This is a genomic window from Allobosea sp. 10L417 (assembly GCF_056395485.1).
Genome location: NZ_JBFTJP010000010.1, coordinates 126716 through 152698, shown reverse-complemented (window position 1 = coordinate 152698; position 25983 = coordinate 126716). Strand labels below are relative to the sequence as shown.

Sequence of the window (25983 nt, the reverse complement as noted above, 5' to 3'; positions counted from 1 at the left end):
TACGGCGCAGACGCGTCATGCCCGGGCTTGACCCGAGCATCTCATGACATGAAGGCTCGGGAGCCTCTTGCTGCGGAAAGAGGTTCTCGGGTCTGCGCTGCGCTCCGCCCGAGAATGACGGGCAAGGTGCTCGCGGCCGAAAGAACACGTTGAACCCATGAACGTCCGCCGCCTCGATCCCGTCCTGGTCGACCGCATCGCCGCTGGCGAGGTGATCGAGCGGCCGGCTGCGGCCGTGAAGGAGCTGGTCGAGAACGCCATCGATGCCGGCGCAAGTTCGGTCGCCGTGACCATTATCGGCGGCGGGCGCGAACTGATCCGCGTCGTCGACGACGGCGCCGGCATGACGCCACAGGACCTGGAACTCGCCGTCGAGCGACACGCCACCTCCAAGCTGCCGGAGGGCGACCTCTTTGCCATTGGCACGCTCGGCTTCCGCGGCGAGGCGCTGCCCTCGATCGGCTCGGTGGCGCGGCTCTCCATTGCGACGCGCCGGCATGATGCGCCGCAGGGCTCGGGCCTCGTCGTCGAGGCCGGCGAGAAGGGCGTCGTCCGTCCCGTTGCCGCGGCAGTCGGGACCCGCATCGAGGTCAGCGACCTCTTCATCTTCACTCCGGCCCGCCTCAAATTCCTGAAGAGCGACCGCGCCGAGGCGCAGGCCGTCTCCGAGATGCTCAGGCGCCTCGCCATCGCCCATCCCGAAATCCGCTTCTCGCTGGAGGGCGAGCACGTCAGCGCCTTCGACTGGCCGGCCGAGCCGATCGGGGAGGAGGGGCTGCTGCGCCGTCTCGGCCGGGCGCTTGGCCGCGACTTTCCAGAGAACGCACTGAAGATCGAGGCCGAGCGCGAAGGCTTCCGCATCTTCGGCTTCGCCGGTTTGCCGACCTTCCATCGCGGCACCTCGGCCGGCGTGCATCTCGCCGTCAACGGCCGCCCGGTTCGCGACAAATTGCTGCTCTCGGCCGTGCGCGGCGCCTATGCCGACGTCGTACCCTCCGATCGCCATCCGGTGCTCTTCCTCGATGTCGGCTGCGATCCGCGGCTCGTCGACGTCAACGTCCACCCCGCCAAGAGCGAAGTTCGCTTCCGCGACCCCGCGCTGGTCCGCGGCCTTGTCGTCTCCGGGCTGAAGGCGGCGCTCGCCGCAGCCGGCCACCGCGCCACCACCACAGGCGGCGCCCGCACGCTCGACGCCTTCCGCGCCGTCCTCTCGATGGGCGGAAACGGCAACGCGATCCCGCGCCCGGGCTTCCCCTCAGTGCCGAGTTGGAGTGCGCCGCCCTCGGTCTCATTATCGACTCCGCAGGCGGGCTTCTCCGATTTCGCCGCGCCCTCCGCGGACGCCCGCGCGCATCTCGCCGAGCCTTCGCCCGACGCGCTCGACCGGCCGCTCGGCGCCCCGCGTGCCCAGCTCCACGAGACCTATATCGTCACCCAGACCCGCGAGGGCGTCGTCATCGTCGACCAGCACGCCGCCCATGAGCGGCTGGTCTATGAGCGGCTGAAGGCCGAGCGCGCTCGCTCCGGCATTGCCCGCCAGCCCCTGCTGCTGCCGGAAGTGGTCGAGCTCGATCCTGTCGACGCCGACCGCCTGATAGCGGCGGGCAGCGAGCTCGAAAGCCTCGGCCTCGTGCTGGAATCCTTCGGCTCTGGCGCAGTGCTGGTGCGCGAGGCCCCCAGCCAGCTTGCTGGCGGCAATCTCCAGCGCCTCGTCCGCGATGTCGCCGATGCGCTGGCCGAGCACGGCACGGCCGGCTCTTTGGAGCGCCGGCTCGACCATGTGCTGGCGACGATGGCCTGCCACAACTCCGTCCGCGCCGGCCGCCGCATGCGCCCCGAGGAGATGGACGCGCTGCTGCGCGAGATGGAGATCACGCCCAATTCCGGCCAATGCAACCACGGCCGGCCGACCTATGTCGAATTGAAGCTGTCGGATATCGAGCGGCTGTTCGGACGACGGTAAGCGCCTATAAGGCGCCGGGATATCGATCGAGGAGACGACGATGGCGGGCGAGATGATTGTTCAGGCGGCCTGTCACTGCAAACGCGTCCGCTTCGAAGCGACCTTGACCGACGGCCTGAACACCGCGCGTCGCTGCAATTGCTCGTTCTGCCGCATGCGGGGCGCCGTGGTCGTGTCGGCGAGCGGCGTCCGGATCGTCTCGGGAGAGGATTCTCTCGGCGAGTACCAGTTCAATACCAAGACGGCGAAGCATTACTTCTGCCTGGGTTGTGGCATCTATACCCATCACCAGCGCCGTTCGAATCCCGGCCAGCTCGGGGTGAACGTGGCTTGCGTCGATGGCGCCAGCCCCTTTGATTTTCGGGAACTGCAGGTCAACGACGGCATCAATCACCCCCGCGACATGGGCGCCGGGGCAAGGGCGAGGATAGCGGGCATCCTTAGATATGAGCCGACCGGGGACTAAGGTCTGCCGGTCCACAGCGGCGCTCGAAGCTTGGCACGAACGTCAACTCGGCCGGTAGAAGCCGCTATCGAGATTGTCCAGCGTCATGCCGGCGTCGCCGGCCTGCGGAAACCACTGCTCCTCGACAATAGCCTCAAGTTCGCGCCGCGCGGCCATGTAGTCGACCGCGAGATTGGCGCGAGCGGCCGTCAGGCGGACCTGCATGTTCGGGTGTCCGAATAGCCGCATAAGTATCCGTCTTTGATCTCCAGGACGGGATCTCAGTTCGTCTTCTATTGCTCTAATCTGGTCGTAGCGTCTGTTGTAGCTGGCGATCTCGTTGCGATCCAAGGCGATGTATTGCTTGATGCATAGCTGCTCAAAGAGGCGATTGAGTTCTTCGAGTGTAAGCAATTTCAGTTTTGATGGGGTCATTTCAACACCTTGAAACGCCTGAGGGCCGGATGACCAACTTGAACGTGCTCCGCCTATCCCCTGTTACGCAAGTAATTTCGCGGTGAGAGGTTGCCGAATTCGGGATTCTTCGTAGCGTACCATCCTGTGATCTCCTGATGCTTGTATCGCGGAATGCTGACGAGATTGTCGACGCCGTCGATCGCGGACCGCGGAAAGCCCTCGCGCGATCCCGCGCCCTGCTCGACGATGTGATGGTCGTCATAACCCGGCCGGTTCTGCCCGGCCTGCTGCTGGAGCTCCGCGAGCGTCTTCGGCTCGTCCTGATAGGACCGGATCGAGGGGTATTCGGTATAGAGCCAGTGACCGACCTCGATTGCCATCAAGGCAGCGCCGATCCGGCCCGCGGATCTCAGCGCTCGCAGCGCGATCGCCCGTGCCAGCGTCTTGGCCGCCTGGGTCTTCGACGGCTTGCTGCTGGGCGGATTGTTGGTTTGGTCGAGCGCCGGGCCGCCATTGTCGCCGATGCCGGGCTGTCTTTGGTTGGCGCCCTGGCCGCCCGCCCATTGCCCTACCTCCGGGCTGCACGCCGGCACGCGCGGCTGATCGCGATTGAACCCGCCCTTCTCGACGAGTGCTTGCAGCCGGGCGAGAGCGCGCATCATGCGCTCGCCGGCCAATTGGCATGCAACGGCATGGAGGCGGGCTATGCGTGCGCGCCCGTTGGGTTCGATGGAATGTCTGATTGGCATCCGGCGCTTGGTCTCCGCGGCGGATGCGGAGATTAAGCGCGGAACAGGAGCTGGGGATAAGTTCGCTGTCGCCGGCCTATTGGCGACGACCTATGACCTATGAGTTCCGCAGCAGGATCACGAGCGTCTCGCCATAGCTCCGGCGCTCCAGTTCCTCGAACCCTTCCGGCAGGCTGATCTCGGCATCCGCAGCCTCTTCCAGCACGATCAGCGCGCCCGGCTCCAGCCAGCCGCCTTCGCGGGCCGAGACCAGCGCCTTCTCGCCCAGCCCCTTGCGATAGGGCGGGTCGCAGAAGACGAGGCCAAAGGGCGCCATCCCGGTGATCGGGCCGAGCCTTGTCGCGTCGCGGCGGAAGATGCGGCTGAAGCCGGCAAGCCCCAGCGCCATCTGGTTTTCGCGGATGATGCCGCGCGCCTCGGTGCCGTCATCGACCAAGAGCGCGAAGCCCGCCCCACGCGAGAGCGCCTCGAAGCCAAGCGCGCCGGTGCCGGCGAAGAGGTCGAGCACGCGGGCGCCCTCGACCGCGTCGCCATAAGCATGAGTCAGTACGTTGAACAGGGATTCGCGCAGGCGGTCCGAGGTCGGCCTGATGCTGCCGATCCCCGGCTTCGGGCCGGCCAGAGGCCGGCCGCCCAGGCGTCCGCCGACGATCCGCATCGCTTAGCCGCGCTTGCCGCCGGGACGCGGACCCCGGCCGGGCGGGCGCGGTCCCTTGTCGCCACTCGGTCGCCCTCCACTCGGCTTGCCGCCAAAGGGGCGTCCGCCACCGGCCGGCCGCTCGGAGGAGCGAGAGCCGAAGCTCTTGCCACCGAAGCTTTTGCCGGCGGGCTTGTCGCCGAAGCTGCGGCCACGCGGCCGGTCCTCGGCAGGTCGCTCGCTGAAGCGACGCGCCGGGCGGTCGGCGCCATCGCGCGGGGCACGGTCCGGGCGCTCGCCGCGTGGAGCGCGGTCCTGCCAGGGCCGCTCTTCGCCGCGGTCGCGCCCGCTGCCTTCGGCGCGCGGGCGCCGTGCCGGCCTCTCGTCGCCGCTGGAGCGCTCGAAGGAGCGCGGTGCGCGAGCCTCCTCGCCGCCACGTTCGTGGCGCGGCTTGCGATCCGGCCTGCGCTTGCTGTCCGGTGCGGGCGCAGCGCGCTCCTCGGGAGCGGGGGCACCGACGCGCTCGACCAGCACGCGCCGGCCCTTCGGGTCGGCGATCGGCGTATCGCGCCGGCGCCGGACCTCACCGGAAGCCTCGCGCTCCTGCCGTTCCAGCTTCGGGTCGGCGCCGCGGCGCGGCGGCGTCTTGCGCTCGCGCTGTGGCTCTGTTTCCGCATCGCGCCAGACGGTGCGGGTCCACGGCTTGTCGCCGCGCAACTCGCGCACAGCCTCGCGGCGCGCTTCATGTTGGTCCTCGGCGGCGTCGCGGCGTCGGCGCGGGCGGTCGTCGCCGGMCGGAGCCGGGCGTGGCGCGGCGGGCAGGGCGTCGCGGCGCGGCGACTCGAAATCGGCGCCGGCCTTGGCGGCAAGCTCCGTGCCGAGCTGGTCCTGCAGCACGCGCGAGCGGATCTCGTCGGCCTCGCCCTCGGCCAGTTCGCCGAGCTGGAAGGGACCGAAGGAGATGCGGATCAGCCGGTTCACGGTCAGCCCGAGATGCTCGAGCACGGTCTTGACCTCGCGGTTCTTGCCCTCGCGCAGATCGACCGTCAGCCAGGTGTTGAAGCCCTGCTGGCGCTCGAAGCGGGCGATCACCGGCCCGTACTGGATGCCGTCGATGGTGACGCCGTCCTTCACCGTGTCGAGCACGTCCTGCGTCACCTCGCCGAAGGCGCGCACGCGGTAGCGCCTGAGCCAGCCCGTCTCCGGCAGCTCCAGCACCCGCGCCAGCCCGCCATCATTGGTCAGCAGCAGAAGGCCTTCGGTGTTGATGTCGAGCCGGCCGATGGTGAGCACGCGCGGCAGGTCTTCCGGCAGCACGTCGAAGACGGTCGGCCGGCCTTCCGGGTCGAAATTGGTCGTCACCACGCCGCGCGGCTTGTGGTAGAGCCACAGCCGGGTGCGCTCGCGGGCCGGCAGCGGCTCTCCATCGATCAGCACGATATCGGTCGGCTTCACGTCGAAGGCCGGGCTTTCCAGCACCCTGCCGTTCACGCTGACGCGGCCTTCCTCGATCATCGCCTCGCTGTCGCGGCGCGAGGCGACGCCGGCGCGCGCCATCACCTTGGCGATCCGCTCCGGCTCTTCCGCGGTGATCAGCTTGCGCTCGGGCGCATCCTCGCGCGGGCGGCGCGGACGGTCCTCATGGCCTTCGAAGCGTGGCGCGCGCGGGCGCGAAAAACGCTTCTCGCCATCGCGGCCCTCGCCACGCGGCGGCCGGTCGCCCTGCGGCCTGTCGCGGCCGGCGAAGGGGCGCTCGCCCGTGCGGGCCGGACGGCGGGGGCGCTCCTCGCCGGAGCGTTCGCGGAAGCCGCGGCCTTCGCCCTCGGCCCTGACGCGGGCCGGCCTGTCGCCGTCGAAGCGGCGCGGGCGCGCAGCCTCGCCCTCGCCGCCAGCAGGGCGCTCGAAGCGGCGGGCCGGGCGCTCATCGCCAGCCGAATGACCGCGGAAGGGCTTGCGCTCGCCGTCGCGCGCGGGGCGGTCGTCACCGGCTGGGCGGCTACGGAACGGCTTACGCTCGCCATCGCGCGCGGGTCCACGGCCTTCACCGCCGGGGCGGCTGCCGAAGGGCTTGCCGCCGAAGCCTTTGCCACCGGAGCCGGGTCCACGGCCGCCGGCGCCACCGCCCTTGCGTGGGCCGCGGCCTCTGTTGTTGTCGTCGTCTTTCATGGCTGCTCCTGAGCCGGCCGAGCACAACCGCTTTGCGGGAGAGGCCTGGCTCGCTTATTCGCTATAACCGGCGCTTGTAGCAGAGGCTTTCCCTCGCTGCGAGCGCCAAAGCTGGGGTTTATGATGTCGAAACCGCAATCATCCTCCGCGTTCGACGCGATGGCGCTCGCCTTCGACGAGGCGAAGGCGGCCGCGTTGCGCGGAGAGGTGCCGGTCGGCGCGGTGGTGGTGCGCGACGGCGCGGTCCTCGCCAGCGCCGGCAACCGCACGCTGGAGCTGAAGGACCCGAGCGCTCATGCCGAGATGCTGGCGCTCAGGCTCGCCTGCGAAGAGATCGGCAGCGAGCGGCTGATCGGCTGCGATCTATACGTCACGCTCGAACCCTGCCCGATGTGCGCCGCGGCAATCTCCTTCGCGCGGATCAGGCGGCTCTATTTCGGCGCGGGCGACCCGAAGGGCGGCGCGGTCGAGAACGGGGTCAGGCTCTATGAGAGCCCGACCTGCCACCATGTGCCGGAGGTCTATGGCGGTTTGCGCGAGACCGAGGCGGCGACGCTGCTGCGGGAGTTCTTCCGCGAGCGGCGGTAGCGACCAGCGTCAATCTCGGGCGGAGCGAAGCGTAGACCCGAGAATCTCAGGACCAGAAGGCAATGGTTTCCGAGATGCTCGGGTCAAGCCCGCGCATGACGCGGGGATGTCAGCTCAGGTGTCCGACGAGTCGATGCCGAACTTCTGCGCAAGTTGCGCGCGGTCCATGCAGGAGACGTCATAGGTCACCCGCCGGCCCTTGAATTCCGGGCGCTTGCTGAATTCCTTGGTCATCGAGCGCGTGATGTCGTCGATCCGGGCTTCGCAGGCTTGGATGGACGTGAACTCCATCTCGCTGATCCGGCTGGTGGCGCAATGTGCTTCGCCGGTGACGCAGGCCATGACGACCATGGTGAAGGCATCCATGCAGGCGCTCCTGTTGCGGCCGGTCGACGCTGCGCTCCTATGGTTAGCGCTTGGTTAAGACCGGCAATGTGCCCCCGCCGGTCCTTAAGCAAGATACGCGCCGTTATGCAAGGCTGCGCCAACACAAATAGGCACCGAGCGCCAGCAGGCCGGCGAAGAAGCAGATCTTGAACGTGGCGGGCGAGATGCGGCTGCGGATGAACTGGCCGACGCCCATGCCGGCCAGCGCCGGAACAAGCGCGAGCAGAGATTGCCAGGCGACGGTGCCGTTGAGCGCGCCGGCGCCGATCAGGCCGAAGGAGAGGGCGAGCGTCGAGACGATGAAGGAAATGCCGAGCGCCTGCACCAGCTCGTCCTTGTCGAAGCCGAGCGCCTGCAGATAGGGCACGGCCGGCAGCACGAAGACGCCGGTGGCGGCGGTGACGACGCCGGTCGTCAGTCCGATGATGGGGCCGAGCCAGCTTTCCCAGCCCGGCGGCACGCGCAGCTTCGCCGCCTTGAGGCCGACCAGCGCGTAGAGCACGAGCGCAAGGCCGAGCCAGAGTGTCGGCGTGCCGTCCTTTTGCTGCTGCAACAATCCGGCGCCGGCCCAGGTGCCCACGCAGATGGCGGCCAGCATGGGAGCGAGCCGCCTCAGTATCGCGCCGAGCTTCGGGCCAGTCGTGATCTGCCAGCCATTGGTGACGAGATTGGGCACCACCAGAAGCGCCGCCGCCTGTGCCGGTGCCATCACCACGCCGAGGATGCCGACGGCGATGGTCGGCAGCCCCAGCCCGATCACGCCCTTGACGAAGCCGGCGAGCACGAAGGTCGCGGTGACGAAGAGGAGGAGAGTCGTGTTGTCCATGTCCTGCTTGTGGCATTGGCTGTGCCGACTGTCGCTGCCCGATGCTACGGCGGGCGCCGTAGTGTTCCCGCTTGCGGCCCGGCGGCGATGGCGCATCATGCGGCGATGAGCACGCCAAGTCGCTATTCCGGCCCCTATCTCGCGGAGATCGCCCATCTGATGGGCGATCCGGCCCGCGCCAACATGCTGCACGCGCTGATGGATGGCCGTGCGCTGACGGCCAAGGAACTCGCCTGGATCGCCGGCGTCGCGCCGCAGACGGCGAGCGGTCACCTCGCCAAGCTGATGCAGGGCGGGTTGATCGACGTCGCCGTGCAAGGACGCCATCGCTACTACAGGCTGGCCGGGCCGGAAGTCGCGGCGGCGCTGGAAGGCCTGATGGTTCTGGCCAATTTGGACGGGACGAGCCGGCGCCTGCCGTCGCGTGTCGGTGCGGAGTTGAGCGAGGCCCGCACCTGCTACGATCATTTCGCCGGGCGGCTCGGCATCGGTATTCATGACGCGCTGATGGCCGGCGGCCACCTCGCCGTCAGCGAGGGCGGCTATGCGCTGACGCCGTCGGGCAACGCGATTTTTTCCGCTCTCGGCGTCGATCCGGGTGCGAGCAGCCGGAGCCGCCGTGCGGCGCTGCGCCCCTGCCTCGACTGGAGCGAGCGCCGCCCGCATCTCGCCGGCCATCTCGCTGCGGCGCTGGCCTGCCGCTGCTTCGAGATGGACTGGGTCCGTCGCCGCAAGGAGAGCCGCGCCGTCGTCCTGACGGAGGAGGGCAGGGCGGTGCTCGAAAACGCGCTCCCCGGCTTCCGCTGCGATGCGCCGGAGCCGCTCAGCCCGGTGGTTCGAGAGCCCACTCCAGCGCTCGCTTGACCTCGTCCTTGATCGGCTCGGCAGCCGCGAGGATCGCTTTCGCCTTGAAGAAGTCGAGTCCACCGATGCGGTCGGCGCCCGCCCGGATCAGAATATCGGGCGGCTGCTGCTCGATCATGCGCTGGACCAGCGTGCGGGTCAGGATCTGCGAGGCGCCGACGATCGCCTCCATTGCCCCGGGGATGCGCGTGTCGCTCGTCGCCGTCGTCGGTGCGCTGACATCGATCGCAACGACGACGCGGCCCGGCGCCAGAAACTCCCGATAGGGCAGGGGATCGATGGCGCCACCGTCGATCAGCACGCGCCCGCAAAGCGCGACCGGCCGCACCAGCCCGGGAATGGCGAGCGAAGCGGCAACCGCCGGCGTCAGCGGCCCCTCATGCAGCATAACCTCTGCATGGCGGTGGTAATCCGCCGCAACCGCGCTGAACGGGATAGCCAGTTCCTCGAAGCGGTCGGGCACGGCTTCCGGCCAGAACAGGTCGAGCAGGCGCTCGCCATCGATCAGGACGGGGTTGCCGAGCCCGCGCACGAGATCGGTAAGGCGGCCGATGCGGGCCTCCAGCAGCCTTGCGACTGCGCGCGCCCGGTCGCGGAAGGTCGCAAGCACATGCTCGCGCAGATCGCGACCGGAGAGGCCGGCGGCATAGGCAGCGCCGATGATGGCGCCGATCGAGCAGCCGGAGATCCGCGCGGGCTTGAGACCGAGCTCGTCGAAGGCCTCCAGCACTGCGATGTGGCTCAGGCCCCGCGCCCCGCCGGCGCCGAGCACCAGCGCGATCTCGGGCGTGCCGCCGGAGGCTCGCGAGAGGTCGGCGTTGCTGGAACGTGGCATGTCTTCCGTTCCGCGCTTGGCCTCAGGCGACGGCCTGGGCCAGGAAAGGCTTCAGCGCCGCAAGCGTCGCCTGCGGATTCTCTTCCGGCAGGAAGTGTCCGCTGTCGATCGCCTGACCTTCCGCCTGCGGCGCGAAGGTCTTTCGCCAGATTTCGAGCGGGCTCGCGCCCTTGGCCGGGATGCCGGCTTCGCCCCAGAGAACCAGCGTCGGGCAGAGGATGCGCTTGCCCGCGGTGAGATCCGTCTTGTCGTGCTCGACGTCGGTGGTGGCGCCGGCGCGATAATCCTCGCAGGCGGCATGCGTGCGCGACGGGTCGCTGAACGATTCCGCGTAGGATTGCATGGCCAGCGGATCGAACAGGTCGAGGTTCTTCGCCCGGCTCCAGCTCGCGATGGTGCGGTCGAGCCAGCTGACGGGATCGGATTTGAGTAGATTCTCTGGGATCGGTTCCGGCTGTGCCAGGAAGGTCCAGTGATAGACCTGCATGGCCCGGGCCGCGTTCATGCCCTCCCACATCGAGACGGTAGGCAGGATGTCGAGCAGCACCAGCCGCTCGACCCGGCCGGGATGGTCGAGCGCCAGCCGATAGGCGACCCGCGCGCCGCGATCATGGCCGATCACGCCGAAGCGCAGATGGCCGAGCGCCTGCATCACGGCGACGATGTCCTCGCCCATGCCGCGCTTGGTGTAGGTCGCCTTGCCGCCGTCGCCATGCGGCGCGGCCGACCAGCCATAGCCGCGCAGATCGGGGCAGATGACGGTGTGGGTCTTCGCCAGCTCCGGCGCCAGCCGGTGCCACTCGGCATGGGTTTGCGGGAAGCCGTGGATCAGCACCAGCGGCGGTCCTTCGCCGCCGACGCGCGCGAAGATCTTGCCGACCGGCCCGTCGATCCAATGCGCCTTGAAACCCGGGAAGAGACTGTCGATGTTCGCCATGGCCGGGAGCATAGCTCCGGCCGAGGCGTCCTGTCAGCCTTGCTCGCGCTTCACCGCCTGCCAGCCGATGTCGCGGCGGCAGAAGCCTTCCGGCCAGTCGATCCTGTCGACCGCCTCATAGGCGCGCGCCTGCGCTTCACGCACGCTCTTGCCGAGCCCGACGACATTGAGCACGCGCCCGCCATTGGCGACGAGATCGCCATTCGCCAGCTTGGTGCCGGCATGGAAGACGAGCACTTCGTCCAGCGCCTCGGCTTCTTCGACCTTGCGGATGACGCTGCCGGTCTCGGGCTTTGCCGGATAGCCCCTGGCCGCGAGCACGACGGTGAGCGCCACTTCGTCCCGCCAGCGCAGGTCGACATTGTCGAGCACGCCGTCGCAGCAAGCGAGCAGCGCCGGCACGATGTCGCTCTTCAGGCGCGGCATCAGCACCTCGCATTCGGGATCGCCGAAGCGGGTATTGTACTCGATCAGCTTCGGTCCCTGCGCCGTGAGCATCAACCCGGCGTAGAGCACGCCCTGGAAGGGAGTGCCGCGCTTGGCCATGCCGGCGAGCGTCGGCCGGATGATCTCGGCCATGACGCGCTCTTCCAGCGCGGGCGTCATCACGGGCGCGGGCGAATAGGCGCCCATGCCGCCGGTATTGGGGCCGGTGTCGCCATCGCCGACGCGCTTGTGGTCCTGCGCCGAGGCAAGCGCCAGCGCATGGCTGCCGTCGCAGAGCGCGAAGAAGCTCGCTTCCTCGCCGATCATCCATTCCTCGATCACGACCTCGGCCCCGGCGCTCCCGAGCCCGCCTGCGAACATCATGTCGATGGCTTCGTTCGCCTCATCCAGCGTCTCGGCCATGATCACGCCCTTGCCGGCGGCAAGCCCGTCGGCCTTGATCACGATCGGCGCGCCCTTGTCCGCGACATAGGCCTTGGCGGAGGCGGCATCGCTGAAGCGGCCGAAGCCGGCGGTCGGGATGTCGAATTCGGCGCAGAGCTCCTTGGTGAAGCCCTTCGAGCCTTCGAGCTGCGCGGCGGCCTTCGACGGACCGAAGACCTTGATGCCGGCCTGGCGGAGATCGTCGGCGATGCCGGCGACCAGCGGACCTTCCGGGCCGACCACGACGAGGTCGATCCCCTGCAATCGGCAGAAGGCGACGACGGCGGCGTGGTCGGCGACGTCGACCGCGACATTCTCTCCGCATTGCGCCGTGCCGGGGTTGCCCGGCGCGATGAAGAGCGTGTCGCAGAGCGGCGAGGCCGAAATCGCCCAGGCGAGCGCATGCTCGCGTCCGCCCGAACCGATCAGAAGAATCTTCATGGCGCCATCTCCGCTGACCGGGTTTCTATTGCAGGAAGCTCAGCCCTCATCCTGAGGAGCGCTCGGCCGGAGCGCGTCTCGAAGGATGTTCCAGCGCGCGCTGAAGCATTCTTCGAGACGCCGCGTTCCGCGGCTCCTCAGGATGAGGGCTCGGCTGGGCATAGCCGCCCGGCGCCGTGCGGGCAACGCTTCTGCTGTGCGGGCCGGGCCGTTATGGTCCGGTCATGAACACCGAATCGCCCCTGCCGACCGGCAATGCTCCCGAATGGTCTGTCTCGGACCTCTCCGGCGCGCTGAAGCGCACCATCGAGGACGCCTTCGGCTTCGTGCGCGTGCGCGGTGAGATTTCCGGCTATCGCGGCCCCGTCGCCTCCGGCCATGTCTATTTCTCGCTCAAGGACACCAACGCCAAGATCGACGCAGTGATCTGGAAGGGCGTGTTCGGCCGGCTGAAGACGCGGCCGCAGGAAGGCCTTGAAGTCATCGCCACCGGCAAGATCACCACCTTCGCCGGCAAGTCGAGCTATCAGATCGTCATCGATTCGCTGGAGCCGGCCGGCATCGGCGCGCTGATGGCGCTGCTCGATGAGCGTCGCAAGCGGCTTGCGGCGGAGGGGCTCTTCGCCGAGGAGCGCAAGCAGCTCATCCCCTATCTGCCCTCCGTCATCGGCGTCGTGACCTCGCCGACAGGGGCTGTCATCCGCGATATCCTGCACAGGCTGGAGGATCGCTTCCCCCGCCAGGTCCTGGTTTGGCCGGTCAGGGTGCAGGGCGAGACCAGCGCCGCCGAGGTCGCCAACGCCATCGCCGGTTTCAACGCGCTGCCGGAAGGCGGGCGCATCCCGCGGCCGGACATCATCATCGTCGCGCGCGGCGGCGGCTCGCTCGAAGACCTGATGAGCTTCAATGAGGAGATCGTGGTCCGCGCGGCGGCGGCCTCTGAGATCCCGCTCGTCTCGGCGGTCGGCCACGAGACCGACACGACGCTGATCGATTTCGCGGCCGACCTGCGCGCGCCGACGCCCACCGGCGCGGCCGAGAAGGTCGTGCCCGTGCGGGCCGAACTGATGAGCTTCGTCGCCGATCTGTCGCGCCGCCATGCCGGCGCGATGCGCCGCCTGTCGGATCGCCGCCGCAGCGATTTGCGAGCGCTCGCCCGTGCGCTTCCGGGCCCCGAAGCGGTGCTCTCCGGCCCGCGCCAGCGGCTCGATCTCGCCGCGACGCGACTGGCGCCTGCGCTCGCCCGCAACGCCCGGGCTCATGAACAGGTGCTGCAGGCCCTGTCGCGCCGGCTGGAGGCGCGTTCGCCCCGCGTCGCGCTCGCCCGGCTGCGGGCGGAGCTCGCCGGTTTCGGTCGCGTCCTTGCCGCGGCCAGGGGCAATGCCATCGCCGGCGAACGCACACGTATCGCCCATGTCCGCGACCGGCTGGCGACGCTGGAAGCGCGGGCGTGCAATGCCTTCGGCCAGAGCCTGGTCCAGCGCCGAGAACGCGGCATTGTGCTGGCGGAACGGGCCGAGCGCGCCTTCGGCCAGGCGCTGCATCGGCGCGCCGACCGGCTCGCCTCGCTCTGGGCGCTGATCCGCTCGCTCGGCCCGGAGGCTGTGCTGTCGCGTGGCTACGCCCTGATCCGCGACGAGGCGGGCGCACTGGTGCGCAGTGTCGGAGCGGCCCAGCCAGGGCAGGCTCTCTCGGTCCAGCTCGCAGATGGCAGCTTCGGCGTCACAGTCTCCGGGACCGAGCCCGGCGGCGCGAAGCCCTCAGCCTCGCGTCCCGTGCGTAAGGGACCAGCCACCGGCACTCAGGGCGATCTGTTCTGACGATCAGGGCATATTGAGGAAGGTGCTGACGCGCTTCAGCGCATCTTCCCGCGCGGCCATGTTGGTGCCGACGGTGACCTTGCCGGTGCCGCTCGCGGAATAGGCGATGTTCTCGCGCTCCCTGACCTCGAGACGCGGATGATCAAAATCATGCAGCACGCCGGGATAGAGCACGATGCCGACGTGCTCGCCGCGCGCCTGCGCAGCTTTGGCGAGGTAGCCGCAGGGCGCAGCCGGGGTCCAGTCGTCGGCATCCCCCATCAGGATCAGCAGGGGGAGACGGGCGGAGAAGGACGGGGATTCCGATTGCAGCCGGCAGGCCGGGTAGAAGGCGACGGCGCGCTTGAAATCGGGCTTGCCGTCAGCGGGGGCACGTTCCATGCGGATCGCAGCCAGCACGGTCGAGCCACCGCCCGACCAGCCGAGGAGCGAGATCATGCCCGGCTTGATGTCGCTGCGCTGCTGCAGCCAGGCCCGCGTCGCGGTGGCATCGGCCACGCGCTCGCGCCCGGCCCGCACCGTCAGATCCTTGACGCCGCATTGCGAACCGAGCCCGCGTGAGCCGTAGCTGTCAGGCATGAGCACCGCAAAGCCGGCGGCGGAGAGCCTCTCGCCCCAATCCGTATGGCGAACCGACAATCTGCCTTGCTCGCGCCACAGGCCGCCGCAACCATGCAGGGCGACGACGGCCGGGAACGGGCCAGGGCCTGCCGGGCGATAGAAAACGCCGTCGAGATGGCCTCCGTCCATCGGAATCGACACGCGCTCGTAGCCTGCGGCCATGGCGGCCGGGGCTGCAAGGAGTGCAAGGCTCATCAGACACGCCGCGAGGCGCTGCAGACTGGACATCGTCGACCAGAGGGTTATCACAAGCGGCGGAGTATCCCGGCTTTCCGTTTCCCGATCAATGATTTGATGCGAATTTGATGAACATCAGCGAGCGTCTCCCTCCGAGCGGCCCCGAGGCGGTCATCGATTACGGCCCCGGCGAGTTCCGCGTCGTGAAGCCCGGCGCCTTCGTGCGCTGCGCAGTGACCTCGGCGCCGATCCGGCTGGAGGATCTGCGCTATTGGTCGATCGAGTGGCAGGAGGCCTATGCTTCACCGGAAGCCGTGATGCTCAGGCTGCGCCGGGCCGGGCGCGCCTAGATCGCCGCGCGTCCTGTCGGGCGCGGTGAATGTTGATCTATGCATTTGTTATCGCATCGGATTCCGAGTGGTTTCCACTTTTCGGTCCGCCGCTGTTGACGCGTCTGCGAGCAGGTTTTCGATCGCCGCTTGTTCGGCGAAGACCAGCCTGACGGGCAGCACGACGAGCCGATCGGCCTCTGCATTGGGCCAGAGGGCGGCAAGCTTGGTCCAGTCCTTCTCGGTCGTGGCGATCAGCGCGCCGCGCGTCTTGGCTTCAGAGATGGCTTCGGCAACATCGCCATCCGTATAGGGGTGGTGATCGCCGAAGGCGCGCTCGGCCACGATCGTGGCACCCGCCTCGCGCAACGTCGCTGCGAATTTCTCGGGCCTGCCGATCCCCGAAAGCGCCAGGACCTGCCGCTCGCTTAGCTGCTGCGCCGCGCTGGCAAGCGGCTCCAGTCGCGCGCTGATGACAGGGTGCCCCTGTGCACGCACGGCAGCCGCCACGCGCTGGCCTGCTTCGCCTTCACCGATGACGATTGCGGCGTCGATCTCGCCGATCTGGTCGACCAGCGGCGCCCGCAACGGGCCGGCAGGCAGGCAGAGCGCATTGCCCACGCCGCTTGCTCCGTCGACCACGGCCAGCCTCAACCGCTTCGCGAGGGCGGGATTCTGTAGCCCGTCATCCATGACGATGACGCTGGCGCCGAGCCCGTGGGCCAGCCGCGCGCCCGCGAGCCGGTCGCGGGCGATGACGGTGCGGACATGGCGCGCCATCAGCATCGGCTCGTCGCCGACATCAGCTGCGGCATGCCCGGTGGGATCCACCTCGACGGGGCCGGCGAGCCGGCCGCCATAGCCACGCATCAGGACGAAGGGCGTCTCGCCGCGCCGCGCCAGCATGTCCGCGACGGCGATCGCGGTCGGCGTTTTGCCGGCACCGCCAGCGACGAAGTTCCCGATGCAGATGACGGGGACGGGCAATTCGGCGCCGGGTTGGCGCATGCGCCGCAGCGTGATCCAGCCGTAGAGCCAGCCGAGCGGCCGCAGCAGTGTGGCCGCAAGCGTCGGGCGCGTCTGCCACCAGAAGCGCGGCGCGCTCGGCATCAGGCCGTGGGCTCACGCTGTTCGAGCGCGGCGCGCATCAGCAGGGGCTCGATGGCATGGAGCGTGCGGTTGAGGGCGCCGCCGAGCTGGCTCGCGGTCTGCGCCGCGGCCCGGGCTGCCTGGCGGGCGCTTGCCGGGTCGCTCAGCCAGCGATGCACTGCGCCGGCCAGCGTCTGCGCGTCGGGGACGGAGCGCGAGCCRCCATCCGCGTCGAAGGCCGCAAAGATCTCGGCATTGTTGTGGACATAGGGGCCGTGCAGCAGCGCGCAGCCGAGCTTGGCGGGTTCGATCGGGTTGTGCCCGCCAATGCCTTCGACGAGCGAGCCACCAAGGAAGGCCACTTGCGAGAGCCGGTAGAACAGCCCGAGCTCGTTGACCGTGTCGGCGACATAGAGATCGATGTCGCGCTCCGGATTCTCGCCGGCGGCCCGGCGCGACACGGCGACGTCATTGGCCTGTGCCAGCGCCTCGATGTCAGGGCCGCGCTGGGGATGGCGCGGCGCGATGATGGTGAGGAGCTTCGGCAAATAGGGCTTGATCGCGAGATGGGCGGCGAGCACCAGCTCGTCCTCGCCCGGATGCGTGCTTGCGGCGATCCAGACCGGCCGGCCGGTTGTCATGCCGTCGAGGATGGCCAGCATGTTGGGTTCGGCGGGCGGGGCCGGTACGTCGAATTTGAGATTGCCGGCGACGCTGACGCGCGGCGCTCCGAGCTGTGCGAGCCGCTCCGCATCGGCTTGCGACTGGGCAAGGCAGGCCTCGAAGCACGAGAGCAGGAAGCGCGAGGTCCTCGGCATCTTGTACCAGCGCGCGAAGGAGCGCTCGGACATCCGCCCGTTGACCATGACCACCGGGATCGAGCGGCGATGCGCCTCGATCAACAGGTTCGGCCAGATTTCGGACTCGCAGATCAGGCAGAGCTCGGGCCGCCAATGCTCCATGAAGCGGCGCATGTAGCGGGGGACGTCGAGCGGCAGGTATTGATGGATGACGCCGGCCGGCAGCCGCGCCGCCAGAAGCTTGGCGGAGGTCACCGTGCCGGAGGTGACGAGCACGGCGAGGCCGCGCTTCTGCAGCTTTGCGATCAGCGGCAGCAGCGTCACCGTCTCGCCGACGCTGGCGCCATGCAGCCAGACCAGCGGCTTGTTCGGCCGCTTCACGCCGGGATAGCCGCGCCGCTCCGAAATCCGCTCCGGGTCTTCCTTGCCGCGGCGCTTGCGCATCAGCAGCAGCCCCGCTGCAGCCGGCTCGAGCAGCGCGGTCGCGTAGCGATAGGCCCTGAAGATCGCGCCCTTGCGGCTCATGCCGGCGCTCCGGCGGTTTGCTGTTGCTCGCGCAGGCCGGCGCCGGGGTCGCGGCTGCCGACGAGCGCGTAGCCACGGGCGTGGACGTCGTCGAGGCTCGCCTGCAACGCGAGGCGCGCTTCTTCCAGCGCGGCCTCGTCGGCGTCGCGCGCGACCAGGATCGGCTCGCCGACGACGATGGCGCAGCGCCCGAAGGGCAGGCCGAGCGACGCACGGTCCCAGCTGTTGAAGTCGATCCGGCGGCTGGTGACGACGGCGACCGCGCGGATCGGCCGGCCGGAGGCGCGTGCCAGGGTAATGATGCCCGGGCCGACGACGCGGGCGCGCTTGGGTATGTCGGCGGTCAGCACCATCGTCTCTCCGGCGGCGAGCCGGCGCAGCATGGCGAGGAAGGCCGGGGCCCCGCCCTTCTCGCGGACCTTGTGCCCCGGCCGTGCGCCGGAGCCCCGGATTGCGCCGATTCCGAGCTCGCGCAGCGCCACCGCGTTGAAGCCGCCATCACCATGGCGAGAGACCAGCGAGCAGGCCGGCATCCACTCCGRCCGCGCGAAGGGGATCATGATGTGCTGGCCATGCCACATCGCGAAGATGAGCGGCAGCTCCGGCCGAACGTGATCGTATGCGTCCGCAGGTTCGAAGACGATCTTGTTGGTACGTTGCACGAGGCGCAGATAGCCGGCCAGCAATCGGCCGAGCGTTTCCTGCGCCATTCGCGTCTTGAGGATGGAAAAACCCATCTGCCTGATGCCGAAATTCTGCGCTGGCTCAGCCCCTGGCCGCTTCCGGGTCGAGAAGTCGGTGGAGGTGGACGATGAAGTAGCGCGTCTGCGCCTGATCGACCGTCTGCTGGGCCTTGGCCTTCCAGGCCATATGCGCGCTGGCGTAGTTCGGGAAGATCCCGACGATGTCGAGCTTCGCCAGATCCTTGAAGGTGATGCCGTCGAGCGAGTCCAGTTCGCCTCCGAAGACGAGATGGAGAAGCTGCTTCTGATCCGGTTCCACGCTCATCGATATCTCCTGCGGGGGCTTGCGCCGCCCCAATAAGCCATCCCGGCCGCGCATGCGAGCCGGCCGTGCGCCAAGCTTCCAAAAAAACGTCAGACGGGCTGCGGCCGTCCGTCGCGCAACCGCTCGACAGCATGCCGCAACGGATTTGCGAGCGCATTGTTGCTGGCGATCAGCATCCCGTGAACGGGGTTGGGTCGGTTATAGGCGACGGATTGCCCCGCCGCATCGCTCAACAGTCCGCCGGCTTCGCTCAGGACCAGATCCGCGGCCGCCAGATCCCAGTCGCGCGCATCCGGCGAGATCAGCCCGGCATCGATCGTGCCGTCCGCGATCCGCGTCAGCCGCAGCGCAAGCGAGGGAATTTTGCCGGCAGGCTCGAAATCCTCGGATTGAGCCAGCGCGTCGAGCATGGGCTTGGGCCCGGCTATCTTCGAACCGGCGAGACGGGTTGCCGGCGAGGTGCGGATGGCTTCGCCACTGCGCCGGGAGCCGGCCCCGCGCACGGCGGTGTAGGTCGCATCGCAGGCGGGGGCGTGAACGATGCCGAGCACCGGCGTGCCCGCATCGAGCAGCGCGACGCAGACCGCCCAGTCCGGTGAGCCGCTCATATAGGCGCGGGTGCCGTCGATCGGATCGACGACCCAGACGAAGCGGTGTGTCAGGCGCTGAGCGTCGTCGACGGTCTCCTCGGAAAGCCAGGCGGCTTCCGGCAGCAGCGTAGAGAGACGGATGCGCAGGAAGGTGTCGACGCCGATATCGGCCTCGGTCACCGGTGAGCCGCCGCTCTTGGCCCAGGTACGTGCCGCCGTCTGTGCGCCGGGCCGGAAGAGATCGAGTGCGAGGGTGCCGGCTTCCAGGCAGCTTTCGCAGGCCGCCTTCATCAGCTCGGCCGCGATCGGTAGCGTCATTGCACTCATGCCCCTCCGTATCGGCCGCAAAAGTCGCTGTTTCAAGCCGAAAATGCGGTCACGCTGCGAAAGATTCCGTCAAGCATCCGACGGGAAACCGGCCCGTCAGGGCGCCGAAGCGGCGAAAACACCATCCTTTAACCCAACCCCTTAAGCGCTCGGACACGGCTGCCGCCCAATCTCGCATGGCAAGCACGAGAGCCCCGGCATCGACAGAGGGCTCCGCTGCAGCAGGGATTGAGAGAGGCGTTATAACCGATGGCCAGCGTCACGCCGGCCGCCGGGGAGGGTGGCTTTGCGCCGCGTCTTCCCGGCGGATCGACAACCACAGCGATCGTTTCGCACAACCCGATGCCGGCTCGCCCGGTGGCGCCGGCGATCGAACGCCTGGGCTCCGTGCGTATTCTGCGCGGCTCGGGCAATTGGCGCGGGGTTGCCTTGCGTCTGGCAAACCCGGCGGGAGACGACGAGCTCTTCGAGCTGGCTCTGACGGCTGGCGATGGCCGCTCCATTGTGGTGGCCTGCGCCGATGAGACCGATGCCGTCGCGCTCTGGCGCGATTTCGGCCGGGCGAGCGGCCTGCCGCTGCTGCTCGAGACCGCCGATGGTGCGGTGAGCGAGCCGTTCCCGCAGATCGGCCGTGTTGCGCTTGGACCCGTGCGGATCCGGCGTCGTCACGGCCTGCTCAACGGACGCCGTCCCCGTTTCCTGACGCGCCGCAAGACCGGCCGATTGACGGAGCTTCCGAACATCGTTTCAGGCGACAGGCTGACCGACTAGCCGGCCAGTGCCGCGCTGCCGATCGTGTCGAGCGCCAGTCCGGCGGCCAGCAGCAGCCCGGCATCGCGGTTCGAGCGGAACAGCATGAGGGCTTCCGGCGCGCTCGCGCCGGCGATGCGCGCGACCTGGCGGCCGAGATGGCCGGCGAAGGCGGCAAGTCCCAGCCAGGCGAAGAGGCCGCCTCCGACGAGCCAGATCGCGACGCCCGTCAGGGACACCGCCAGGCCGAAGCAGAGCGCCACGGCTTCGCGCGTGTGGTCGCCGAAATAGCGTGCGCTCGACTTGATGCCGGCGATGACATCGTCCTCGATGTCCTGCATCGCGTAGATCGTGTCGTAGCCGACGGTCCAGGCGATGGCTGCCGCATAGATCAGGTAGGCGGGCGGATCGAGCCGCCCGAACACAGCGCTCCAACCCATGAGGCCGCCCCAGGAAAAGGCGAGCCCGAGCACGAACTGGGGCATGTTCGTGATCCGCTTCATGAAGGGATAGATCGCCACGATCGCGAGCGAGGCGATGCCGAGCAGGATCGTGAAGTGGTTGAACTGCAAGAGCACCGCGAAGCCGCCGAGCGACTGCACGACCATGAACGCCGCCGCCGCCTTGGCCGTCACCTGGCCGGAAGGCAGCGGCCGGCCGCGCGTGCGCGCCACTTCCGCATCGAGCTTCCGGTCGACGATGTCGTTGAAGGTGCAGCCGGCGCCGCGCATCAGGATCGCGCCGATCAGGAAGAGCAGGCAATGCCAGGGGTCGGGATAGGGCCGGCCGGCGGCGATCGCGGCGAGCCCGGCCGCCCACCAGCAGGGCAGGAGCAGGAGCCACCAGCCGATCGGCCGCTCCATGCGGGCGAGCTTCAGGTATGGGCGGGTCGCGCGCGGCGCACGTGTGTCGACCCAATGTCCCTTGAGCGCATCGGGAAGGGCGGTGTCAGCCCCGGCGCCGGCATGGAGTGGTGTCGGCTCCGGCATGGCCGGCCCTCGCCTGTCAGAGCGCGCCTTGCGGGACGCGCATGCCGCCGCCGGCGCCGCCGGTGATCGAATCGGCGCCGCCGAAGGGATTGGCGCCCTGCGCCTGCTGCTGAGCCTTGCGCTGCATCGCGGCCTGCTGCTTCACTGCGTTGCAGGCTTGCGTGCGGAACGTCACGACCTTCTCGTTGTCGGTCTTCATGCCGTCGATGAAGGTAGGCGGGATCTGGCACCAGTCCTGGTTGGCGGTCGCGAACTTGATCGCGGCCTCGCCATTGTTGACCAGACGGCCGAAGGTGCTGCAGGCATCCTGCGGCGTCATCTTCTTCTTGGCCTTCTGTGTGGCCTGAAGCCTGGCGACGATCGACTGACGCTCGGCGAGCAGCTTCTGGATCTGTTCACAGCCGGAGATCTGGGCTTTGGCCGGTGCGGCAGACATGACAGAAGCTACGGCAAGGCCGATCGTCGCGACCACGCCACATGCCAATCCGCGCCGCATCATATCCCTCTCCAGCTTGCCGGCCGATCCGGCCGGTTCTTAAATATGTCCTTAACAGCTCGCGCTGTTAACGCGACGACCCTTGCGAGTCTACTCTTCCTGTGTCGGGAGCTGCTCGCTGCTAGTTCAGGATTGTGGCGTTTTTCATGCCACTTTCCACAGACAAGATCAGTCGCGGAGGCGCCTGCCCACATGTCCGTTCCCGATTTCGCCCGCCATCGGCTGTTCATCGACCGCTCCTTCGTGTCGGGGACGGCGCTTCCGCTGGAGCGGGAACAGGCGAATTACCTGCTCAACGTCCTGCGCTTCAAAGCCGACGACACCGTCCTCATTTTCAATGGGCGCGACGGCGAATGGCTGGCGCGCCTGGTGCCCGAAGGGCGCAAGCAGGCGACGCTCGCCCTCGTCCGGCAGGTCAAACCGCAGCCGCCGGAGAGCGATCTCCATTATCTCTTCGCACCGCTGAAGCACGCCCGCCTCGACTACATGGCGCAGAAGGCCGTCGAGATGGGTGTCGGGTTCCTCCAGCCCGTCATCACACGGCGCACGCAGGTGTCGCGGCTCAATCTCGACCGCATGCGCGCCAACGTCGTCGAGGCTGCGGAGCAATGCGGCATCCTGAGCCTGCCTGCGGTCGCGGCGGAAAAGTCCCTCGAAGCGGCTCTGGCGGGTCTTGCGCCGGAGCGGCTCCTGATCTTTTGCGACGAGGGAGCGCAGGAGGCGAGCCCGATCGCGGCGCTGGCGGCGCTGCAGCCGTCGCCGCTCGCCGTGCTGATCGGGCCGGAAGGCGGCTTCGACGAGTCCGAACGGCGGCTGATCCGGGCGCGCGCCAATACCTTGCCGATCTCGCTCGGTCCCCGGGTCCTGCGCGCCGACACCGCGGCGGTTGCGGCACTCGCCCTGGTCCAGGCCACGCTCGGGGATTGGCCACGGCGCTGAGCGAAGCCCCGCCTCGGCCGGCTGAAAGCCGGCTCAACGCCCAGCGAGATCTGCTGCAGGCGCCGGGCGGCCTTTCGCGAATGCAAGAGCCGGGTCGTTGTCGAGCGTGCGGCGCTCGCCTATGTCTGTCGTCCCGAACCTGCGGCTTGCCGGCTTTCGCCGGGGACCAGCAGGTTGCCAATGCCTGTTATGCCGGAGCGCCCATGGCTCGCGACGTGTCCGATTCGACCCCGATCGGTTCGAAGGATGAACTGATCTCCTGGATCGCCGCCGGCGAAAAACCGGAATCGGCTTTCCGGATCGGCACCGAACACGAGAAATTCCCGTTCTACCGCAGCGACCTCGCGCCGGTTCCCTATGAGGGCCGCGCCGGTGCGGGCGGCATCCGCGCCTTGCTCGAAGGAATGCAGCAGCGTCTCGGCTGGGAGCCGATCGTCGATGCCGGCAACATCATTGGCCTCGCCGGCCCCGAGGGTGGCGGCGCGATCTCCCTGGAGCCGGGTGGCCAGTTCGAATTGTCCGGCGCGCCGCTGGAGGACATCCATCAGACGCAGGCCGAGCTCGCCGCCCATCTCGCCGATGTAAAGACGGTCGCCGAGCCGCACGGCATCGGCTTCGTCGCACTCGGCGCCTCGCCGCTCTGGACCCGTGCCGAGACGCCGGCGATGCCCAAGGGCCGCTACAAGATCATGGCGAACTACATGCCGAAGGTCGGCACGATGGGCCTCGACATGATGTTCCGGACCTGCACGGTGCAGGTCAATCTCGACTTCTCCACCGAGGCTGACATGGTGCGCAAGCTCCGGGTCTCGCTCGCCCTGCAGCCGCTGGCGACGGCGCTCTTTGCCTCCTCGCCCTTCCTGGAGCACAAGCTCAACGGCTTCCAATCCATGCGCTCCGAGATCTGGCGCGACACCGACAATGCCCGCTCCGGCATGCTCGCCTTCGCTTTCGACGAGGGCATGTCCTATGAGGGCTATGTCGACTGGGCGCTCGACGTACCCATGTATTTCGTCAAGCGTGACGACATCTATCACGACGTCGCTGGTGCTTCCTTCCGCGATCTGCTTGCCGGCCGGCTGCCGCAGCTGCCGGGCGAACGCGCCACAATGTCGGATTGGGCGAACCATCTCTCGACGCTGTTCCCGGAAGTCCGGCTGAAGCGCTTCCTCGAGATGCGCGGCGCCGATGCCGGCCCGCCCGAAATGCTGGCGGCCCTGCCGGCCTTCTGGGTCGGTTTGCTCTATGATCAATCGGCTCTCGATGCCGCCTGGGACCTCGTCAAGGGCTGGAGCGCGCAGGAACGCCAGGCCCTGCGCGACGCTGTTCCGAAGCAGGGGCTTGCAGCGACGGTTGCCGGGCGCAAGTTGAACGACATCGCCGCCGAGGTTCTGGAACTCTCACGCGCGGGTCTTGCACGACGGGCAAGGCAGAACGCATCGGGCCAGGACGAGAGCGTTTTCCTCGCGCCTCTCCAAGAGATCGTGGCGCATCGCCGGAGTTTTGCCCAGCTCCTGGAAGAGCGCTTCCGCTCGGCCTGGAACGGCAGGGTCGAGCCCGTCATGACGGAGCTGGCGGTGTAGCCTCTCGCCGGACTGACGCCGGAAATCGCAATTTCCGGCGCATTTTGTTGTCGAAATTAACCAGTTGGCGGAAACTTCATGCATAACCTAAGGGTATGAAGCAGATCGCCGCCAGCTTTGCCGGACTTCTTCGCGACGAGCGTGGCGCCACCGCGATCGAATACGCCTTCATCGCCAGCCTGGTTTCGATTGGCATCGTCGGTGCTGCCACGCTGATCGGCACACGCCTCAGTGTGCTGTTCGAGGCGATCATTCCGGGCCTGACCAGATAGCCTGCGACCGGGCAGCTCTCGGCCTACTCTGCCGCCACCTTGAAGCTCGCCAGATTATCCAGGCTCTGGATGATGTGCTCGGCCAGCGCGTTCGACAGCACCGAAGGGTCGAAGCGCGTGCGCAGCAGCCCGATCTTGCACGAGGGTAGGGTGGCGTATCCTTCGGACGGGCCGAGGATGCGCATGCCCGGCCGCACCGCGCTTTCCGGCAGCACCGAAACCGCAAGGCCCGCCAGGACGGCCGCCCCGACAGCCGTCGAGTTCCAGCTCGCATAGAGGACGCGGAAGCGGCGACCCTTCGACTCCAGCGCGTCCACTGCCGCCTGGCGCCAGTTGCAGGTCGGCCGGCCGAGCGCCAGGGGCAGCGGGTCTTCCTCATGCACGCCGTGGCGCGCCGAGGTAACCCATAGTAGCGGCTCGATCCGGATGATCTCGCCCTGTCCGCGGCTTTCGACATGGGTGATGATGGCAAGGTCGATGTCGCCGGTCGCGATGCGTTCGGCCAGCATCGGCGTCGGCTCGCACACGACGGTGACCTCGGCGCGTGGATTCGAATGGGCGAAGCGCGCGAGAATCTCCGGGAGATAGCGGTCGGCATAGTCGTCGGGCACGCCGAGGCGGATGCGGCCTTTCAGATCCGCATCGGCGAAGGAAGCCACGCATTCGAGATTCAACCGGACGATGCGGCGCGCATAGTCGAGCAAACGCTCGCCATCCTCGGTCAGCTTGGCATGGCGGCCGTCGCGCCCGAAGAGGGGGCGGCCGACGCGCTCCTCCAGGCGCTTCATCTGCATGGAAACGGCCGACTGCGTCTTGAAGACGATCTCGGCGGCGCGGGTGAAGGAGCCGGTATCGGCGATGGCGACGAAGGTCTTGAGCTGATCGGCATCGAGCACATGCGCCATTGGCGATCCCCATCCACTGCTCATCAATATCAGTGTTGCGAGACATCATAACCATTCGTTTGGCTGATGACCAGTGCCTCGCTATTGTCTGCTCACTCTCTGAGCTTTCCAGTCAATGGCGCGTCCGGGCTGGACGGAGATGCCGAGCCAACTTTCCCTTCCGTTCCGATCCAGGAGGCTGTCATGCTGATCATGACCTTTGTCGCGAAGCCGCTCTCGACCATCTCGTCGGGCGTCACGCGCGTTGCCATTTCCGGTCTCGGCGGGATTGCTCAACTCGTGCGTGCCCTCATTCACCGCCGCGAGGTGATGCGTCTGACCGAGCTCGACGAACGCGGCCTCAAGGACATCGGCCTCGTGCGTTCCGATATTGCCGGTGCGCTGGCGACGTCCTGGTACAAGGATCCGTCGGCCGTGCTTCAGGATCGCTCGGAGGCGCAGGCGGGTGCCGCCGCGGCGCGGCGCGAGCACGCCCAGCTCCATGCTCCGGCACGGCCGAAGCTGGCCGCCAATGCAGATCTAGCGGTTGTACGCTGCGCCTGACCCCTTGGCAGCAGCGCCCCTGCGGGCGGAAGCTTCGTGCTTCCGCCCCTTTTTATGCGATTTGAGCGGCTTTTAGCTGCTATAACGCAAACTTC

At 68.2% G+C, this 25983-nt stretch carries 29 protein-coding genes; 11 read left to right on the top strand and 18 right to left on the bottom strand.

What is annotated here, in order from left to right:
- Positions 1 to 157: 157 nt before the first annotated feature.
- Both mutL and AC1DE3_RS22215 read left to right on the top strand, forming a co-directional pair.
- On the top strand, positions 158 to 1963 hold the full coding sequence (gene mutL / locus AC1DE3_RS22220) for a DNA mismatch repair endonuclease MutL (RefSeq protein WP_441510856.1): 1806 nt from the start codon (positions 158 to 160) through the stop codon (positions 1961 to 1963).
- 40 nt (positions 1964 to 2003) lie between these two features.
- Positions 2004 to 2429 carry a GFA family protein gene (locus AC1DE3_RS22215; RefSeq protein ID WP_441510857.1) on the top strand — a complete coding sequence of 142 codons (426 nt, stop codon included), beginning with the start codon at positions 2004 to 2006 and terminating at the stop codon, positions 2427 to 2429.
- Between the two features lie 42 nt (positions 2430 to 2471).
- Here the strand turns inward: AC1DE3_RS22215 and AC1DE3_RS22210 are convergent, their stop codons facing one another.
- From AC1DE3_RS22210 to AC1DE3_RS22195, 4 genes are all read right to left on the bottom strand, one after another.
- Positions 2472 to 2843, bottom strand: a complete 372-nt coding sequence (locus AC1DE3_RS22210) for a DUF2019 domain-containing protein (protein WP_441510858.1) — start codon at positions 2841 to 2843, stop codon at positions 2472 to 2474.
- A gap of 53 nt (positions 2844 to 2896) precedes the next feature.
- On the bottom strand, positions 2897 to 3487 hold the full coding sequence (locus AC1DE3_RS22205) for a hypothetical protein (protein ID WP_476852790.1): 591 nt from the start codon (positions 3485 to 3487) through the stop codon (positions 2897 to 2899).
- Between the two features lie 184 nt (positions 3488 to 3671).
- On the bottom strand, positions 3672 to 4232 hold the full coding sequence (gene rsmD, locus AC1DE3_RS22200) for a 16S rRNA (guanine(966)-N(2))-methyltransferase RsmD (RefSeq protein ID WP_441510860.1): 561 nt from the start codon (positions 4230 to 4232) through the stop codon (positions 3672 to 3674).
- A gap of 3 nt (positions 4233 to 4235) precedes the next feature.
- Positions 4236 to 6377 carry a pseudouridine synthase gene (locus AC1DE3_RS22195; protein ID WP_476852789.1) on the bottom strand — a complete coding sequence of 714 codons (2142 nt, stop codon included), beginning with the start codon at positions 6375 to 6377 and terminating at the stop codon, positions 4236 to 4238.
- Between the two features lie 123 nt (positions 6378 to 6500).
- Between AC1DE3_RS22195 and AC1DE3_RS22190 the strand changes: the two genes are divergently transcribed.
- A complete protein-coding gene (locus tag AC1DE3_RS22190; protein WP_441510862.1) occupies positions 6501 to 6965 on the top strand; it encodes a nucleoside deaminase in 465 nt (154 codons plus the stop codon).
- A 114-nt stretch (positions 6966 to 7079) separates the two neighbouring features.
- Here the strand turns inward: AC1DE3_RS22190 and AC1DE3_RS22185 are convergent, their stop codons facing one another.
- Both AC1DE3_RS22185 and AC1DE3_RS22180 read right to left on the bottom strand, forming a co-directional pair.
- Positions 7080 to 7331 carry a hypothetical protein gene (locus tag AC1DE3_RS22185; protein ID WP_441510863.1) on the bottom strand — a complete coding sequence of 84 codons (252 nt, stop codon included), beginning with the start codon at positions 7329 to 7331 and terminating at the stop codon, positions 7080 to 7082.
- Between the two features lie 103 nt (positions 7332 to 7434).
- A complete protein-coding gene (locus tag AC1DE3_RS22180) occupies positions 7435 to 8178 on the bottom strand; it encodes a sulfite exporter TauE/SafE family protein (RefSeq protein ID WP_441510864.1) in 744 nt (247 codons plus the stop codon).
- Positions 8179 to 8283: 105 nt separating this feature from the next.
- On the opposite strand from AC1DE3_RS22180, the gene AC1DE3_RS22175 reads away from it, so the two are divergent.
- Entirely contained in the window at positions 8284 to 9042 is a 759-nt protein-coding gene (locus AC1DE3_RS22175; protein WP_441510865.1) for an ArsR/SmtB family transcription factor, read from the top strand.
- Here the strand turns inward: AC1DE3_RS22175 and AC1DE3_RS22170 are convergent.
- The 3 genes from AC1DE3_RS22170 to purD are packed head-to-tail and all read right to left on the bottom strand — an operon-like array spanning position 9002 to position 12125.
- The gene (locus AC1DE3_RS22170; RefSeq protein WP_441510866.1) at positions 9002 to 9877 is read right to left on the bottom strand and encodes a patatin-like phospholipase family protein; all 876 of its coding nucleotides are present in this window, start codon (positions 9875 to 9877) and stop codon (positions 9002 to 9004) included. The genes AC1DE3_RS22175 and AC1DE3_RS22170 overlap by 41 nt on opposite strands.
- A 22-nt stretch (positions 9878 to 9899) precedes the next feature.
- Complete coding sequence (locus AC1DE3_RS22165; RefSeq protein ID WP_441510867.1) at positions 9900 to 10814, bottom strand: alpha/beta fold hydrolase; 915 nt, start codon at positions 10812 to 10814, stop codon at positions 9900 to 9902.
- A 33-nt stretch (positions 10815 to 10847) separates the two neighbouring features.
- Positions 10848 to 12125 (bottom strand): phosphoribosylamine--glycine ligase, encoded by a 1278-nt coding sequence (gene purD / locus AC1DE3_RS22160; protein ID WP_441510868.1) that lies wholly within the window; start codon positions 12123 to 12125, stop codon positions 10848 to 10850.
- Between the two features lie 224 nt (positions 12126 to 12349).
- Between purD and xseA the strand changes: the two genes are divergently transcribed.
- Entirely contained in the window at positions 12350 to 13945 is a 1596-nt protein-coding gene (gene xseA / locus AC1DE3_RS22155) for an exodeoxyribonuclease VII large subunit (RefSeq protein ID WP_441510869.1), read from the top strand.
- A gap of 3 nt (positions 13946 to 13948) precedes the next feature.
- Here xseA and AC1DE3_RS22150 read toward each other — a convergent pair whose 3' ends face one another.
- On the bottom strand, positions 13949 to 14761 hold the full coding sequence (locus tag AC1DE3_RS22150) for a dienelactone hydrolase family protein (protein WP_441510870.1): 813 nt from the start codon (positions 14759 to 14761) through the stop codon (positions 13949 to 13951).
- Between the two features lie 110 nt (positions 14762 to 14871).
- Here AC1DE3_RS22150 and AC1DE3_RS22145 point away from each other — a divergent pair, with 110 nt between their 5' ends.
- Entirely contained in the window at positions 14872 to 15093 is a 222-nt protein-coding gene (locus AC1DE3_RS22145) for a DUF2093 domain-containing protein (protein ID WP_441510871.1), read from the top strand.
- A gap of 48 nt (positions 15094 to 15141) precedes the next feature.
- Here the strand turns inward: AC1DE3_RS22145 and lpxK are convergent, their stop codons facing one another.
- The 5 genes from lpxK to AC1DE3_RS22120 form a co-directional block, all read right to left on the bottom strand.
- On the bottom strand, positions 15142 to 16182 hold the full coding sequence (lpxK, locus tag AC1DE3_RS22140; RefSeq protein ID WP_441510872.1) for a tetraacyldisaccharide 4'-kinase: 1041 nt from the start codon (positions 16180 to 16182) through the stop codon (positions 15142 to 15144).
- Entirely contained in the window at positions 16182 to 17486 is a 1305-nt protein-coding gene (locus AC1DE3_RS22135) for a 3-deoxy-D-manno-octulosonic acid transferase (RefSeq protein WP_441510873.1), read from the bottom strand. The genes lpxK and AC1DE3_RS22135 overlap by 1 nt, the downstream gene beginning before the upstream one ends.
- A complete protein-coding gene (locus AC1DE3_RS22130) occupies positions 17483 to 18223 on the bottom strand; it encodes a lysophospholipid acyltransferase family protein (protein WP_476852788.1) in 741 nt (246 codons plus the stop codon). Before AC1DE3_RS22130 ends, AC1DE3_RS22135 begins: the two co-directional genes overlap by 4 nt.
- Before the next feature lie 28 nt (positions 18224 to 18251).
- Entirely contained in the window at positions 18252 to 18494 is a 243-nt protein-coding gene (locus AC1DE3_RS22125; protein ID WP_441510875.1) for a DUF4170 domain-containing protein, read from the bottom strand.
- An 89-nt stretch (positions 18495 to 18583) separates the two neighbouring features.
- The gene (locus tag AC1DE3_RS22120; RefSeq protein WP_441510876.1) at positions 18584 to 19411 is read right to left on the bottom strand and encodes a 3'(2'),5'-bisphosphate nucleotidase CysQ; all 828 of its coding nucleotides are present in this window, start codon (positions 19409 to 19411) and stop codon (positions 18584 to 18586) included.
- Between the two features lie 249 nt (positions 19412 to 19660).
- Here AC1DE3_RS22120 and AC1DE3_RS22115 point away from each other — a divergent pair, with 249 nt between their 5' ends.
- Positions 19661 to 20182: a DUF6101 family protein gene (locus AC1DE3_RS22115; RefSeq protein WP_441510877.1), complete on the top strand. Its 522-nt coding sequence runs from the start codon at positions 19661 to 19663 to the stop codon at positions 20180 to 20182.
- Here the strand turns inward: AC1DE3_RS22115 and ubiA are convergent.
- Together ubiA and AC1DE3_RS22105 are read right to left on the bottom strand one after the other, a co-directional pair.
- On the bottom strand, positions 20179 to 21150 hold the full coding sequence (ubiA, locus tag AC1DE3_RS22110; RefSeq protein WP_441510878.1) for a 4-hydroxybenzoate octaprenyltransferase: 972 nt from the start codon (positions 21148 to 21150) through the stop codon (positions 20179 to 20181). The two genes, AC1DE3_RS22115 and ubiA, sit on opposite strands and share 4 nt — an antisense overlap.
- A 16-nt stretch (positions 21151 to 21166) precedes the next feature.
- Positions 21167 to 21649: a hypothetical protein gene (locus AC1DE3_RS22105; RefSeq protein ID WP_441510879.1), complete on the bottom strand. Its 483-nt coding sequence runs from the start codon at positions 21647 to 21649 to the stop codon at positions 21167 to 21169.
- 189 nt (positions 21650 to 21838) lie between these two features.
- On the opposite strand from AC1DE3_RS22105, the gene AC1DE3_RS22100 reads away from it, so the two are divergent.
- The 3 genes from AC1DE3_RS22100 (at position 21839) to AC1DE3_RS22090 (ending at position 24440) form a co-directional block, all read left to right on the top strand.
- Complete coding sequence (locus tag AC1DE3_RS22100; protein ID WP_476852787.1) at positions 21839 to 22585, top strand: 16S rRNA (uracil(1498)-N(3))-methyltransferase; 747 nt, start codon at positions 21839 to 21841, stop codon at positions 22583 to 22585.
- Positions 22586 to 22788: 203 nt separating this feature from the next.
- Complete coding sequence (locus tag AC1DE3_RS22095; RefSeq protein WP_441510881.1) at positions 22789 to 24168, top strand: glutamate--cysteine ligase; 1380 nt, start codon at positions 22789 to 22791, stop codon at positions 24166 to 24168.
- A 95-nt stretch (positions 24169 to 24263) separates the two neighbouring features.
- Positions 24264 to 24440, top strand: a complete 177-nt coding sequence (locus AC1DE3_RS22090) for a Flp family type IVb pilin (protein ID WP_441510882.1) — start codon at positions 24264 to 24266, stop codon at positions 24438 to 24440.
- A gap of 23 nt (positions 24441 to 24463) precedes the next feature.
- On the opposite strand, the gene AC1DE3_RS22085 is transcribed toward AC1DE3_RS22090, so the two are convergent.
- Complete coding sequence (locus AC1DE3_RS22085) at positions 24464 to 25345, bottom strand: LysR substrate-binding domain-containing protein (protein ID WP_149130562.1); 882 nt, start codon at positions 25343 to 25345, stop codon at positions 24464 to 24466.
- Positions 25346 to 25528: 183 nt separating this feature from the next.
- Here AC1DE3_RS22085 and AC1DE3_RS22080 point away from each other — a divergent pair, with 183 nt between their 5' ends.
- Positions 25529 to 25888 (top strand): DUF1127 domain-containing protein, encoded by a 360-nt coding sequence (locus AC1DE3_RS22080; protein ID WP_441510883.1) that lies wholly within the window; start codon positions 25529 to 25531, stop codon positions 25886 to 25888.
- Positions 25889 to 25983 lie beyond the last annotated feature (95 nt).